This window comes from Pseudonocardia sp. P1, from assembly GCF_000178675.2.
In the GTDB taxonomy this organism is placed as follows: domain Bacteria; phylum Actinomycetota; class Actinomycetes; order Mycobacteriales; family Pseudonocardiaceae; genus Pseudonocardia.
The window spans coordinates 2,201,818-2,215,699 of record NZ_ADUJ02000001.1; the positions used below are offsets into that span (position 1 = coordinate 2,201,818).

The 13,882-nt window shown below is 74.8% G+C and carries 12 protein-coding genes; 5 read left to right on the forward strand and 7 right to left on the reverse strand.

Annotated features, from left to right (window positions below; translation table 11 throughout):
* Positions 1-17: 17 nt before the first annotated feature.
* The 5 genes from PP1_RS09675 to PP1_RS09690 form a co-directional block, all read right to left on the reverse strand.
* Complete coding sequence (locus tag PP1_RS09675; RefSeq protein WP_075314035.1) at positions 18-2,060, reverse strand: hypothetical protein; 2,043 nt, start codon at positions 2,058-2,060, stop codon at positions 18-20.
* On the reverse strand, positions 2,060-3,892 hold the full coding sequence (locus PP1_RS09680) for a hypothetical protein (protein WP_010231015.1): 1,833 nt from the start codon (positions 3,890-3,892) through the stop codon (positions 2,060-2,062). The genes PP1_RS09675 and PP1_RS09680 overlap by 1 nt, the downstream gene beginning before the upstream one ends.
* Entirely contained in the window at positions 3,889-4,242 is a 354-nt protein-coding gene (locus PP1_RS09685) for a hypothetical protein (RefSeq protein WP_010231013.1), read from the reverse strand. Before PP1_RS09685 ends, PP1_RS09680 begins: the two co-directional genes overlap by 4 nt.
* Before the next feature lie 302 nt (positions 4,243-4,544).
* Positions 4,545-4,625, reverse strand: a complete 81-nt coding sequence (locus PP1_RS31570) for a putative leader peptide (protein WP_369821703.1) — start codon at positions 4,623-4,625, stop codon at positions 4,545-4,547.
* 653 nt (positions 4,626-5,278) lie between these two features.
* Positions 5,279-6,784: an MDR family MFS transporter gene (locus PP1_RS09690; protein ID WP_139323800.1), complete on the reverse strand. Its 1,506-nt coding sequence runs from the start codon at positions 6,782-6,784 to the stop codon at positions 5,279-5,281.
* 122 nt (positions 6,785-6,906) lie between these two features.
* On the opposite strand from PP1_RS09690, the gene PP1_RS09695 reads away from it, so the two are divergent.
* The 4 genes from PP1_RS09695 to PP1_RS09710 all read left to right on the forward strand — a co-directional run bounded on the left by PP1_RS09695 (position 6,907) and on the right by PP1_RS09710 (position 10,419).
* Entirely contained in the window at positions 6,907-8,070 is a 1,164-nt protein-coding gene (locus PP1_RS09695) for an NAD(P)/FAD-dependent oxidoreductase (protein WP_075314986.1), read from the forward strand.
* 9 nt (positions 8,071-8,079) lie between these two features.
* Positions 8,080-8,610: an isopentenyl-diphosphate Delta-isomerase gene (gene idi, locus PP1_RS09700; RefSeq protein ID WP_010238201.1), complete on the forward strand. Its 531-nt coding sequence runs from the start codon at positions 8,080-8,082 to the stop codon at positions 8,608-8,610.
* 87 nt (positions 8,611-8,697) lie between these two features.
* Positions 8,698-9,669: a small ribosomal subunit Rsm22 family protein gene (locus PP1_RS09705; RefSeq protein WP_075314034.1), complete on the forward strand. Its 972-nt coding sequence runs from the start codon at positions 8,698-8,700 to the stop codon at positions 9,667-9,669.
* A 177-nt stretch (positions 9,670-9,846) separates the two neighbouring features.
* Positions 9,847-10,419: a hypothetical protein gene (locus PP1_RS09710; protein WP_010233887.1), complete on the forward strand. Its 573-nt coding sequence runs from the start codon at positions 9,847-9,849 to the stop codon at positions 10,417-10,419.
* Between the two features lie 13 nt (positions 10,420-10,432).
* Here PP1_RS09710 and PP1_RS09715 read toward each other — a convergent pair whose 3' ends face one another.
* Positions 10,433-11,443, reverse strand: coding sequence for a CobW family GTP-binding protein (locus tag PP1_RS09715; RefSeq protein WP_010233884.1), 1,011 nt, complete (start codon positions 11,441-11,443; stop codon positions 10,433-10,435).
* A 97-nt stretch (positions 11,444-11,540) separates the two neighbouring features.
* Between PP1_RS09715 and PP1_RS09720 the strand changes: the two genes are divergently transcribed.
* A complete protein-coding gene (locus PP1_RS09720; protein WP_060573446.1) occupies positions 11,541-12,539 on the forward strand; it encodes a carbohydrate kinase family protein in 999 nt (332 codons plus the stop codon).
* Here PP1_RS09720 and PP1_RS09725 read toward each other — a convergent pair whose 3' ends face one another.
* Entirely contained in the window at positions 12,540-13,601 is a 1,062-nt protein-coding gene (locus tag PP1_RS09725; RefSeq protein WP_139323799.1) for a glycoside hydrolase family 16 protein, read from the reverse strand.
* Positions 13,602-13,882 lie beyond the last annotated feature (281 nt).

A 13,882-nucleotide genomic window follows, 5' to 3' on the forward strand; every position in this document is an offset into this window, starting at 1 on the left:
GATGGGTGGGGGCGTGCTCATGGGGTGGGCGCCGGGGGCGCCGTGTCCAGCGGACCACCGATCCGGACGACGGCTCCACCCGGGAACCAGGCGGCCGTGTTCGGCTGGTGATGGTCGTCGTCGCCGCTGGTCATCGGGACGCTGACCGGTGCGGCACCGTACAGCGCGGGCGGTTCGTCGAACCGCACGCCGCTCTCGGCGGCCCAGGCCCGCAGCCCGGCCACCGACGGCGACGAGCCGGGGGCGACGACGGACAGCGAGCGGACGTAGCGCTGCGGGATCTCCTCCTGCGGTCCGAAGTCGAGCGGCAGGAGGACGCCCGGGGTGTGTGCCAGCACGCCGCCGGTCAACAGCCAGGGTGCGAGGTAGATTCCGCCGAGTGCCGTGGGTCGCTCCACGGCGGCGACCGTGGTGTCGCGCAGCGTCGTCGCGCCGCCCTGCCAGCCGGACAGGACCAGCAGTGCGTCGTCCGCACCGGCACGCTCGCTCAGCCGGAGCCCGGCGGCGGTCGCCTCGGCGCGGACGGCGCCGGCCGCCGCCCGCGAGCGCGGTGACGCGTCCGCGGCGAGCGCGACGCCCGGCACCCCGCTGCCCGCGAGCGAGCGGACCGTGGCACGCAGGGCCTGCTCGTCGGCGGGATCGAGCGTCTCCGACGGGCAGGTCCCGACGGTGGGGTCGCCACCGGCGGTGATCCGTCCCAGGACGGCGGACAGGCACTCCGGCCCGTCGGCCCCGGCGCTGCCCTCCGGCGCGGTCCGCTCGTCACCGACGTCGACCGGCACCGAGCGGCTGACCGCACCGTCGGACACGGTGATCGAGCCGGTCCCCGCGGGGACGTCGACGAGCGCCCAGCCCCCGGGGGCTCCGGCACGCTGCACGAACGGCACCTCCCGGTCCCCGGCGCGGACGACGTAGCCGGCCGGGGCGGCGTCGCCGTCGTGCCCGGGCATCGCGGCCGCGCCCTCCCCACCGGTGATCTCGACGTCCTCGCCGGTGAGCTGCACCAGGTTCGGCCCGGGCCGCATCGGTGCGACCGCGAGGGTCAGCGGACCGGAGCCGAGGTCCAGCCCCCGCAGCAGCGCCTGGCCGGGCACCGCAGCGGGGGCCGGCGCGGGCAGCGCCGCCAGGAGGGTCGCGGCGCCGATCCCCGCGACCGCCGCGACGGCGGCGAGGCCGCGGCCCCGCTCGCGGACGGCGGCCGCGCGGACCCGTTCGCGGGCGGACGGCCCGGCCCGCCGGGACACGAGCGTCTCGGCGACCACCAGTGCCACGACGGCGGCCGGGGCGAGCAGGGTGACCGCCGCTGCCCGGCCGTAGCCGGTGCCGGGGAGGTCGACGAGTGCGAACGGCCCGGACACGGCGACCCGGACCGCGGCCAGCACCGTGGCGGCCACACCGGCGACGAGCGCGAGCACCCGCACCCGGCCCGGCCGCGCGGTCCTGTGCTCGCCGTCCACCACGTCCACGGCGCCGGGGGTGCCCGCGGTGCGGGTGGCGAACAGGTGCACCACCGCACCGGCGAGCAACGCGCCGGCGACGGCGTACCCGGCGTCGAGCAGGTACGGCACCGACCCCGGACTGCCGGCGGCCAGCTGCATCACCAGCAGGACCGTCACGGCGACGGCCGGGACGACCGCCAGCACCGGCCGGGACGTCCACAGCAGGGCCGGGACGGCGACGGTCACCGCCACCAGGCCGAGCGTCCACGAGGAGGTGCCGGCACCGGACCAGGTCACCGCGGCAACCGCGGCGGAGACGGCGGCGAGCGCCGCGACTCCCGCGACGACCCGCTCCGCGCGTCCGGCCGGTCCGGAGAGGACCCGCACGAGCCCGGTCCCCGCGACGACGGCGAGTGCGGTGAGCAGTACCAGGCGCAGGACGGTCTCCGCGGGCGGAGCACCGTCGACGATCCCGGCGGCGAGCGCCGGGCCTGCCGGGGCGGCACCCGCCACCGTGGTGATCACGGTGGCGGGGCCGGCCCCGGCCGGGCCGGCGGGCAGGAGCCCGTCGGCCGGCACGAGCGCTGCCCCGTGGGGCAGCAGGGTTGCGAACACCGACATCAGTCCTTGATGTCCTCGTCCGCGGCGACGAACAGCATCGAGTGCGGCTTGGCGTTGCCGAACGCACCGTGCGGCCAGTTCTCGCGGTTGAAGTTGATGCAGGTGTCGCCCGTGTCCTCGTCCTTGAAGGTCTCGTCCACGGCGAGCTCGCCGTCCTCCGCGATGTCCACCATGCACACCCGGTGGTCGCCGTCGAGCCCGGTGCGGGCCACGAAGTAGTTCGCGGTCGCGAGGCGCTTCGGCTGGTCGGTGTGGTGGTAGAAGCCGTCGTCACCCAGCTCCAGGTTGTCCAGGGCGCCCCAGTGCGGGCCCGCCCCGGTCTGGTCCGGGTTGATGCCGACCGTGCTCCTGATGGTCGGGCAGTCGCCCTCGGCACCACCGGCGGTGGTCTCCTCGATCGTGTCGATCGAGCACTCGGGCGCGTTGCCCGAGCCGACCAGCTTCTCGATGTCGAGCGCGATCACGCCGCCCGCCGTGCCCTTGTCGTCCGGGCCCAGCGTGCCGGCCTTGCGGCCGATCGTGGCGTGGTAGAGCGTCTTGTCGTCGGGGCTGGTCTGGATCCAGCCGCCGTTCGCGCTCGGGCCACCGTTCTCGCCACCCACGCCGAGCTCCGGCGCGGCGGTGCCGAGGTCGAAGACCTCCTTCCACTCCGGGTTCTCAGCGGTGATGTCCGGGGTGTAGAAGATCGCGCCACCCTGCATGGTCTGGGCGAACGCGCCCTTGTTGCCGGGCTGGTTGGTGACCGTGGTCTCCATCGCGGCGCGGTTCTCGTTGCGCAGCGGGTCCTCGCCGTTGGATCGCGGACCGGTGGGCAGGTACTGCACCGACTTGACCTTCGGGTGGTTCAGGTCGGAGATGTCCCAGGTCCGGACCGTCGGTCGTCGCAGGTACGGCGACGGGTTCTTCACCGGGTCGAGGATGATCGACCTCGGCTCGGCGTAGTCGCTCGTGACCATGGTGTCCAGGTCCTCGCGCAGCTGGATGCCGTGCGGGTTGGCGCAGGTCGGGTTGCCCAGTGCCGGCATGTTGAGGCACTGGGTCGGGTCCTCCGGCGTCTCGGTCGCGGCCGGGGCCTCGACCAGGTTCTCGCCGTCCTCACCGAACCGCACCACGGAGCCCGGGGCCCCCGCGAAGCCGTTGCCGGTGCGGACCTCGCCGTGGGTGTAGCGGCACGGGCCCGGGGCGACGGGGCCGCCCATGTAGGTCCCGTAGGCGGTGCCGTCGTTGAGCACCCAGTAGGCGTCCGGCACCGAGCCGCAGAGGGTCTGCGACGGCAGCGAGATGCCGGAGAGCTTGAGCTCCGGCAGCGCGGTGACGTCGAAGACGTAGGTGGCCGCCGAGTAGAGGCCACCCGCGTAGATCTTGTCGCCCTTGCGCCACGTGTACTGCATGTGGTGCGGCTCGTTCTCGACCAGCGGCCCGACGGTCGCGGTGTTCACGACCTTGCCGTAGTCCGGGGTGCCCTTGGTCGCGTCGACCACGGCGACGAAGTCCGGCCCCGGCAGGGAGTCGCGGACCTTGTCGATCGGGTCGGTGAGGGAGCCGGGCAGCTCCCGCACGTCGGAGACCGCGGTGTCGGCGACGTTCTCGTCACCGGCCCAGACGATCGCGTACTCCTTCTTGGGCCCGTCGGCGGACTGCTGACGGGCCTCCGGCGTGAGGTTGTTCTCGACCCAGTAGTCCTTGCCGTCGGAGCCGGTGACCTCGGACTTGACCTTGTCGATGCTGTTCTGTGCCGTCGCCGGGACCGCGACGACCCCGGCGACGACGGCCGCGCCCAGCAGGGCGAACGCGGTCCGTCGACCCCAGCGGGACTTCGGGAGCAGACTCATTCGCCGACCGTTCCGCTCTGGAGGACGGTCGGGGTGATCTGCTTCGGCGCCTGGCTCACCACGTCGACGAGCCCGGCGGCGGGCACGCCCGCGGGGGCGAAGTCACGCAGCTGCTTGATCGGCTCGTCGGAGTCGAACGCGGTGTAGGACGGCTCGACGGGGGGCGCGGTGGGCGCCGGGTCCGGCTGGGCGTCGTTCGGCGCGCTGAGCAGCGGGCCGAGGTCCGGGACGACGTCCGGCGTGGCCGCCTGGGCCGCGCCGGACAGGCCGATCAGGGCGGTGCCGGCGAGTGCGGCACCCCCCGCGATCAGCCGGGCCCGGGACGTCGATCGTGCGCGGTGCTGGGGCACGACGTGTCTCCTTCTGTGGTCGGGGAGCGGATCGGGATCCGATGTGGACACCCGGTCCGAGGCGGGCCGGTACCGCCGTCCGTGCAGGACGGCGGCCGGGGCGCCGGCGGATCGGGCGTGAACTCCGGTGGGCGTCGGATCCCGTCCTCCCGGGCCGCCGGGTGGCGGGGCAGGAGGGTCGCGCGGGGCGCGATACCGGACGTTTCCTCAGGGGTCGGGGCGGTCCCGTGCCGTACGGGTGCGGAGCGGCCGGAGCCGGGTCCGCACGGGACGGGGCGGGCGCGCCCCGGGGCCGGGCGCGGTCAGGCGCCGGAACAGAGCGCGCTCGCCTGGCGGCGCAGGTCGACGTGGCGCCGACTCGCGAACCGGGAGACGAGGTGCATGGGAGAGAGTCTGCGCTACTCGTTCGGACCAACCCGCGCCCGGACATGTCCAGATGGTGGGATCCGACCGCTCCGGGCCTCGCCTCGGCCGCTCCGGGTGACCTGCACTACTCCGTACGGGCCCGGACATGCCGGGACGGGGCACGGAAATCGCCCGCCAGGATTCACCCGATCGTGGCTTCCGGGTCGGGAACCGATCACGCTCACGCCGCTGACCTGGGATGACTCCGCCGGTTCCACGGCGAACGGGAACCGGTCCGGACAACACGCGTCGGCAAGCGGGCGTGTCGTGGCGTGACGGAACGGTATTGACATCGGGCGTCCCGAGCATCCGGCTTGTCGGATTGCGGAGTATCGCCGCAGGTCGGAGGCGTGCCGGGCCTCCGGCGCCCCGCCGATCCCGCCCGGCGGCACCGGACCGGCCGCGGCGCACCGGCGGTACGCGGAGACGGGTCACCGCACACCGCACACCGGGCCGGGCAGCCGGACCGCCGGACCGGCACTCGTCGCGCTCTGACAGCCGCGGCACCCCGTGACGGGCCGGCGCACCCGTTGCGTGGGGTGCGGCAGGGGATCACGGGGTGCGGCAGGGGGTCACCGGGTGCGGCGTGGGAGCGCGGGGCCCGGCCCGTCGGGGGCCGGGCCGCCCGGGCTCAGTGCGTCGTCGTCCCGGAGGTGACCGGGTCGGCGGCCGCGCGGCCCCCGGTCAGGAACGCCAGCGCCACCACGGCGAGCGACACGAACGCCGCGACGAGGAAGGCCGCGTGCACCCCGGCCTCGTCGATGCCGCCGTCGCCGGAGGCCAGGGTCATGACGGTGATGAACAGCGCCGTCCCCGCGGCGCCGGCGACCTGCTGCATCGTCGTGACGATGGCGCTGCCGTGCGAGTACAGGTCACCGGGGAGGGAACCGAGCGCGTCGGTCATCAGCGGCGTGAACATCAGCGCCAGCGCCGCGGACAGCCCGACGTGCAGCACCGTCACCAGCCAGATCGGCGAGCCGGCGCCGAGCGTCGTGAAGCCCCACATCGCGACGGCCAGCACCACCGCGCCGGGGATGACGAGCGGGCGCACGCCGAGCCGGTCGTAGGCACGTCCGACGATCGGGCCGAGCAGCCCCATCACCAGGCCGCCGGGCAGCACGACCAGGCCGGCGACGAAGGCGCTGTCGCCGAGCACGTCCTGGATGTAGAGGGGCAGCAGGATGATCGCGCCGAACAGCGACATGAAACCGGTCGCGACCAGGACGAGCGCGAGCGTGTAACGGCGGATCGCGAACGGGCGCAGGTCGAGCAGCGGCGCCCCGGTCCGCTGCAACCGGATCTGCCGGTGCACGAACACGGCCAGTGCGAGCGCCCCGACCACCAGCGGCACCCAGGGTGGGACGCCCCCGTGCGTGCCCGCGGCGGCGGACTCGCCGACCGCGGACAGCCCGTAGACGATGCCGGAGAACGCGACCACCGAGATCAGGACCGACAGCACGTCCAGCGGGGCCGTCGACGTCTCGGCGGTCACCTTCAGCCAGGTGGCGCCCGCGGCGAGGGCGAGCAGCGCGATCGGCAGGACGATCCAGAACATCCATCGCCAGCCGAGCGCGGAGAGGATGACCCCGGAGATCGTCGGCCCGACGGCGGGCGCGACCGCGATGACGATGGAGATCGTGCCCATCGTCTGCCCGCGCCGTGACGCGGGGACCAGGCGCAGGATCGTCGTCATCAGCAGCGGGACCATCACCGCGGTGCCGCAGGCCTGCACGACCCGGCCGCCCAGCAGCACGGGGAACGTCGGCGCCAGCGCGGACAGCAGGGTGCCCGCGCTGAACAGGCTCATCGACGCCAGGTAGACCGCGCGCGGCCGGAACCGCTGCAGCAGGTACCCGGTGATCGGGATGACGACGGCCATCGTCAGCATGAAACCGCTGGTCAACCACTGTCCGGTCGCGGCGGTGATCCCGAGGTCGGTGATCAGCGCGGGCAGCGCGACGCTCATGATCGTCTCGTTGAGGATCATGACGAAGGCGGACCCGACCAGCAGCGAGATGATGAGCGGAGCACCCACCGGGAGCCGCTCCGCCTCCGGGACGGGACCGGTCGTCGGCTCGGTCGTCACAGCGGGACTCCTTCGCGGTTCGGGCACGGTCCGGCCCCCGGTCGAGGGCATGCGGGACCGCGGACGGACGGTCGTGCGGTACATCGAGTGAACACGACGCCGCGTTCCACGGCGAACGGATTCCGTGCCCGGCGAACGCCGTCCGCCCGGGGCGGACGCGCAGAATGGGACGCATGCACACGTACGACGTCGTCGTGGTCGGGGCCGGTCCGGCCGGTGCCGCGGCGGCCCTGAACGCGTTGCGGCTGCGGCCGGACGCGACGGTGCTGATGCTCGACGCGCAGGCGTTCCCGCGGGACAAGGTGTGCGGTGACGGCGTCGCGGCCGAGGTGTTCGACCTGCTCGACGCCCTCGGTGTCGGCGGCGTGCGCGAGCTCGGGCCCGAGGCGCCGTGGCTGCGGCTGCGGACCCCGGGCGGGCGGGCCGTGCACCGTGCGGCGCCGCGGCCGAACCGGGTGATCACGCGGACGGTGCTCGACGCGGCGCTGGCCGGAGCGGCCGTCGCCGCCGGGGCGGAGCTGCGCACCCACCGGGTCCGGGCGCTCGTGCCGGAGCCGGGCCGCGTCGTCGTCGACGGGGTGGTCGCCGGACGGACGGTCGTCGCCGCCGACGGCGCGAACTCGGTGGTCCGCCGCGCGCTCGGCGCGCCGGCCGCCCCGCCCGGCGACACCGCCGTCGCGATCCGCGGGTACGCGCCGGTCGCGGCCGAGCCGGGCACGCTGACGATCGAGTACGCCGGCGGCGACCACCCCGCGTACGCGTGGTCGTTCCCGGTCGCCGGGGGCGGCGCGAACGTCGGCTACGGGGTGTTCGACAAACGCGGCGCCGGGTCCCGCGCCGACCTGCTGGAACGGCTGGCCGGGCTGCTGCCCGGCCAGCAGCCCGACCCCGCGACCCTGCGGGCGCACCACCTGCCGCTGTCGACGACACCCCGGTTCCAGCCCGACGGCCGGGTGGTGCTCGCCGGCGACGCCGCCGCGAAGGTCAACCCGCTGACCGGCGAGGGGATCTTCGACGCCGTCGCCTCGGGGATCCTCGCCGGCCGCAGCGCGCTGCGCGGCGCGTCCGCGGGGGCCGTGCACCGGGACGCGATGGACCGGACCTTCGGCCGGCACCACCGGCACGTCGGGACGCTGGCCCGGCTCGCCGCACGGCCCGCGTTCCTGGACGCCGCGATCGGTGCCGCCGCGGCGCACCGGACCGTGTTCGACTGCGCCGTCCGGCTGGGCCTGGCCCGCGGGACCGTCTCCCCCACGGCGCTCGCACTCGTCGCCGCGCAGCTGCCGGGCAGCGTGATCCGCGCCCGCCGCCGGGCCACCGCGGCGTCGCTGGGGTAGACAGGTCGCATGGAACAGGTCGTGCTCCTCGACGACGACGGCGCCCCGGTCGGGGTGGCCGACAAGGCGACCGTGCACGGCGCGACGACCCCGCGGCACCTGGCGTTCTCCTGTTACGGCGTGGACGACGCCGGCCGCCTGCTCGTCACCCGGCGTTCCCGCAGCAAGACGGCGTTCCCGCTGGTCTGGACGAACACCTGCTGCGGGCACCCCGCCCCGGGCGAGGACATGGCCGACGCGGTGCACCGCAGGCTCTCCGACGAGCTCGGCATCCGGGCGACCGAGCTGCGGCTGGTGCTGCCCGACTTCAGCTACCGCGCCTCGCAGGACGGCATCGAGGAGAACGAGCTCTGCCCGGTCTTCGTCGCGCGGATCACCGGCGAGCCCGACCCGCGGCCCGACGAGGTCGAGGAGACCCGGTGGTGGAGCTGGGAGCGCTTCCGCGCCGCCGCCGACGACCCGGACTCCGGCCTCTCCCCCTGGGCCCGCCTCCAGGCCCCCCTCCTGGACGCCCTCGCCGACCCGCTCCTGACCCGGTAGATCACCGATCGGGAGGGGAGGCGGCCACATGTGGCCGCACCGCTTCCCGATCCGTGACCTCCCCGGGCGGGGTGGTGGGATGGCCGGGTGGACGATCTGGCCGACGACCTCGGTGCCGCGCTCGACGGGGTACTGGACCCGATCCCGGGCGGGCGGCTCGCACCGCTCGTCGAGCGGCTGATCGGCGAGTACCGCAGCGGGTCGGTGCCCTCGTCGCCGATCCTGCGCACCGACGACGACGCGGCCGCCTACGCGGCGTACCGGATGCCGGCGACGCACGCCGCGGTCGTCGACGTCCTCGGGCGGGTGGCCGGGCGGGTGCCCGATCCGGTCTCGCACGTCGACCTCGGTGGCGGGACGGGTGCCGCGGTGTGGGCGGCGGCGCAGGTGTGGCCGTCGGTGCGCCGGGCCACGGTGCTCGAGGCGGCCGCCCCGGCACGGGCGCTCGGGCGCCGGCTGGCCGAGGGGGCGTCGGCGCCGTCGGTGCGGGGCGCCCGCTGGGAGTCCGCCGTGCTCGGCACCGGCACGGAGCTGCCGGACACCGATCTGCTCACCGCCTGTTACCTGCTCGGTGAGCTGCCCGAGCCGGTACGGGCGGCGCTGGTGGACGCGGCGGCCCGCACGGCACGGGTGGTGGTCGTCGTCGAACCGGGGACGCCCGCCGGGTACGCGCGGGTTCTGGCCGCCCGGTCCCGGCTGCTCGCCGCCGGGCTGCGGATCGCGGCACCCTGCCCGCACGACGACGTCTGCCCGGTGACCGGCGACGACTGGTGCCACTTCGCGGCCCGGGTCAGCCGCAGCTCGCGGCACCGCGCGCTCAAGGCCGGCTCACTGGGTCACGAGGACGAGAAGTTCTCCTACGTCGTCGCCGTCCGGGACACGGCCGCGCCGGCGCCGGGACGGGTGGTGCGGCACCCGCAGACGCGGAAGGGGCTCGTGACGCTGCGTGTGTGCGCGGCGGACGGTTCCCTGCGCGACACCCCCGTTCCGCGCAGCCGCAAGGAGCTGTACCGGGCCGCCCGCGACGCCGCGTGGGGCGACCCGTGGCCACCCGGGTGACACGCCAGGGGGTCTGCGTCGACCCCTCGCAACCGGGGGTGATCAACGACACACAGGTGATGCACAGTCCAGTCGTTGTGAATCCGTAACACGGACGGGCATCGTGTGCGACTGACCGGGCGAGACGGCCATCCGGTGGGCCGCGAGCAGCAGCTTTCTCACAGATCGAGCACGACCATGAACGACTTCACCACCGGTGCTCCCACCGATCGGCTCCCGACACTCGTCCGCACGCGCCGCGGCTACCGCGTGCACGATCCTGCGCTGCTCCAGGGCACCTCCTACGTCATCGACGACGCCGGCGACCTCGTCTACACGAAGGTCCCCGCCGGCGTCATGACCGCGAGCGCGTTCCTCGCCGCGACCGTCACCGCGGTGACCGTGGGTGCGCACAGCTGGACCCTGGCGATGCTGGTGTTCGTGATCGGGCTGCCAGTCGCGTTCGCCGCCGCCGCGGCGCTGCTGTCGCTGGTCCACGCGGCGACCGACCCGGTGCGCCGCTACCGCGCGCGGTTCGGGAACACCCGTTTCGCGCTCGACGTGACCGACCGGTCGTCGGCGGACTGGCAGCTATGCGCGCGGGCCGAGCGGCTCGCCGCGAGCCGGTCCTGGCAGGCCGGGCGGATCGACCCGACGCGGACCCTCGGCGGGCTGCTGTGGACGGCCGTCGGCGGTGGGGAGACCTGGGCGGCCGGCGCCCTGACCACGCTGGCCGAGCCGGCGACCGGCCCCGACCTCACCTCCGTCTGAGCGGGCGCCGCGGTCACACCGCGTAGCGGGCGACGGGGAGCAGAGCGTCGGTGTCGCGGCGGTCCCCGTCGCCCGCGACGCACGCCTCCAGCGAGCGCCGCAGGGCGGCCTCGTCGAGTCCGGTGCCGATCAGCACCAGCGTGGTGCGGCGGGGTTCGTCGGCGTCCCACCGGGTGCGGTGGAACCGGACGTAGCGGCCGACGGTGTGCAGGTCCCAGCGTTCCCGGCCGGGCGCGGCGGCGAACCGCACCGAGCCCTTGATCCGGTAGAGCCCGGACGGGCGGGCGTCGAGGAGGTCCTGCAGACGCCCGGCGTCGAGCGGGTCGTCGCACTCGAACGTGAGGCTCTGGTAGCCGGCGTGCAGGTGGGCCTCGTGGTCGTGGCCGGCCTCGCGCACCTGCTCGCCGAGCATCAGCTGCCGCCCGGGGACGACCTCGATGTCGAACAGCAGCGCCGGGTCGACCGCACCGTCGCGCACCGGGACGATCAGGGCCCGGGGGTTGGCCTCGCGGCACAGCCGTCGCACCCGCCACAGCGTCCCCGGCCCGACCCGGTCGATCTTGTTGAGGACGACGAGGTCGGCCATCCCGACGTGCTTGTCCAGCTGCGCGTGCCGGCGGCGGGTGTCCTCGAACTCGGCGGCGTCGACCACCTCGACGAGCCCGCCGAAGCTGAGGTGCCTGCCGAGCGCGTCGAGCACCAGCTGGACCAGCGTGCCGGGCTCGGCGATCCCGCTGGCCTCGATGACGATCACGTCGATCTCGTCACGGCGGCGGGTCAGGTTCTCCAGGACCCCGGCGACGCCGTCCTCCCCGACCTCGCAGCACAGGCAGCCGTTGCCGAGGCCGACGACCTCGCCCGCCTGCCCCGCCAGGCGCATCGCGTCGATGCCGACCGAGCCGAAGTCGTTGACGACGACACCGATGCGCGCGTCCCCGCCGGTGGCGAGGAGATGGTTCAGCAGGGTCGTCTTGCCGGCTCCGAGGAAACCGGCCAGCACCACGACCGGGATCTTCCGGGGCACCCGACATGCCTACCACGTGCCACGGACCGTGCACGCCGGGTGGGGGCGCGTGCACGGAGTGGGTCCGGGTCGTCCACCGGTCGATACAGTGCCCCCCATGCCCGACACAGCTGCCGGACGTCCGCCACACGGAGTGATCGCCGTCGCCGGAGAGGCCCTCGTCGACATCGTCCCCGCCCCGGCCGAGGGGTACTGGGAGTTCGCACCCGGTGGCAGCCCGGCGAACGTCGCGGTCGGCCTGTCGCGGCTGGACGTCCCGGCCCGGATGCTCGCCCGGCTGGCCGACGACCTGCTGGGCCGGAAGCTGCGCGACCATCTGGCGGGCAACGGCGTCGACCTGTCGCACGCCGTCGAGGCCGGCGAGCCGTCGTCGCTGGCGATCGTCGAGCTGGCCGACGACGGGCAGGCGTCCTACGACTTCCGCATCTCGGGCACCGCGGACTGGCAGTGGACCACCGACGAGCTCGAGGGCGCCCTGGACGAGGGCCCCGGCGGACCCGTCCTGGCCGTCCACTCCGGATCGCTGGCGCTCACGACCGCGCCCGGGCACGAGGCGCTGCGCGAGCTCCTGGCCTCGGCGGTCGACACCGCGACGGTGAGCTACGACCCCAACTTCCGGCCGTTGCTGATGGGCACCCCGGAGGAGGTCCTGCCCGGCGTGCACGAGCTCCTCGGGCTGGCCGACGTGGTGAAGGTCAGCGAGGAGGACCTCGCCTGGCTGCACCCGGGACGCGAGCCCGGTGACATCGTCGGCGAGTGGCTGGACCTCGGGCCTGCCGTCGTCGTCGTGACGCTGGGGGCGGAAGGCGTGCTGGCCGGCACCGCGTCGGGGCTGCACAGCGTGCTGCCGGGCCGGCGGATCGACGTCGTCGACACCGTCGGGGCCGGGGACAGCTTCTCCGCCGCGCTGCTGGCCGGGCTGCACCGGCGCGGGCTGCTCGGCGCGATCGCCCGCGACGACCTCTACCGCATCGGGCGCGAGGCCCTCGACGGCGTGCTCGCCGAGGCCGTCGCCGCGGCCGCGATCACCTGCTCCCGGCACGGTGCGAACCCGCCTACCCGGGCCGAGCTCGACGCCGCGGACCTCGCCGGCTGATCAGCCGAGCCTGCGCGGCGCCCGCTCGGGGAAGTCCTTCGGCTGGCCGGTCGCGTTCGAGCCGGGCGCCAGGGTCAGCTCCGCCGGCTCGCTCTCGGGCAGCGCCCACTGCTTCGCCCAGTCCATGTGCATGGCGGTCGGGCCGCCCGCGTCGCCGAAGTAGTCCAGCTGCATGGTCATGTTCATCGGCCGCGGCGGGAACTGCTCGGTGTTCGTGGTCGAGTACCACTCCTTCCCGTTCACGAAGGCCGTGATCTTCTCCGGCGTCCACTCGAGCGCGTAGGCCGACCACTGCGTCGCGTCGTGCTCGACGGAGCCGTAGTCCTGGTCGTTGTTCTCCCCGTAGTGCAGGAAGAACTCCGTCTCCTGCCGGGTGTCGTCGGTGATCTCCATCCAGTCGACCTCGCCACCGACCGGGAAGTCCTCGGCGACGGGCCAGAGCAGCAGCAGCGCGTTGAGCCCGCCGGACGCCTTCTCCGACTGCACGCACGCCTCCCACCGGCCGTACTTCTGACCGGGGTGCCAGCTGACGGCGCCGGTGGTGCCGTCCTCGTCGCCCCTGATCGTCATGGCGCCGTCGGCGACGGAGACCTGGTCCGGGGTGCGGATGCCCTGCTTGTCGTGGCCGGGTTCGGGGCCGTAGGGGTGCCAGTCCGGCGGGAGGGCGGTGCCGTCGAAGTCGGACCGGCGGGTCGGCTCGCCCCAGCCGAGCGTGTCGGCGGCGGTCGTCGTGCAGTGCGACGCCGGGGCGGGGGCCTGCTGCTGCTGCGGTTGCTGCGGTGCCGGTCCGGTTGCCGGAGGTGCCGGCTCCGCGTCGGGCTGCGGCTGCGCGGCGGGCTGCGCGGCGACAGCGCCTGCGCGTGCCGGGTCCGCGGGCTGCGTCGTGGCGTTGCTCGTGCGCGCCGGGTCCGTGGACTGCGTCGTGGCGTTGCTCGTGGGCGCCGGGTCCGTGGAATGCGCCGTGGCGGTGCCCGCGGCCGTCGTCGCCGTGACCGCCAGCGTCACCGCCAGCGCGGACGCCACGGCCAGCGCCCGCGACCGGGTCCTCGTGTTCGCACGCACCGTGAGTCACTCCCGTCACTCGGTTACCGACCGCCCCATCAGACGAGCAGTCGGTGAGGGGCGCCAGCCGAAACACTCGTCCGAGTCACCCCCGATCGGTGCTCGCGCCGGGAGAGATCGACCCACGGTGACGTCGGTGGCGCGGAACTCACCGCCCGTGACCGGCACGCACCCCGTCCCGCGCCCGTCGCTGCTCGGCGCACCCCTTCGCTGCTCCACGCACCCGTCGCGTGGGGTGCGGCGCGCGGTCGGAAGGTGCGCGGCGCGGTCGGAGGGTGCGG

What these genes read in the sequence shown, in the direction of transcription:
- PP1_RS09675 (WP_075314035.1), bottom strand. Translation starts at nt 2,060, where the DNA reads ATGTCGGTGTTCGCAACCCTGCTGCCCCACGGGGCAGCGCTCGTGCCG.
- PP1_RS09680 (WP_010231015.1), bottom strand. Translation starts at nt 3,892, where the DNA reads ATGAGTCTGCTCCCGAAGTCCCGCTGGGGTCGACGGACCGCGTTCGCC.
- PP1_RS31570 (WP_369821703.1), bottom strand. Translation starts at nt 4,625, where the DNA reads ATGCACCTCGTCTCCCGGTTCGCGAGTCGGCGCCACGTCGACCTGCGC.
- PP1_RS09690 (WP_139323800.1), bottom strand. Translation starts at nt 6,784, where the DNA reads ATGCCCTCGACCGGGGGCCGGACCGTGCCCGAACCGCGAAGGAGTCCC.
- PP1_RS09695 (WP_075314986.1), top strand. Translation starts at nt 6,907, where the DNA reads ATGCACACGTACGACGTCGTCGTGGTCGGGGCCGGTCCGGCCGGTGCC.
- idi (WP_010238201.1), top strand. Translation starts at nt 8,080, where the DNA reads ATGGAACAGGTCGTGCTCCTCGACGACGACGGCGCCCCGGTCGGGGTG.
- PP1_RS09710 (WP_010233887.1), top strand. Translation starts at nt 9,847, where the DNA reads ATGAACGACTTCACCACCGGTGCTCCCACCGATCGGCTCCCGACACTC.
- PP1_RS09720 (WP_060573446.1), top strand. Translation starts at nt 11,541, where the DNA reads ATGCCCGACACAGCTGCCGGACGTCCGCCACACGGAGTGATCGCCGTC.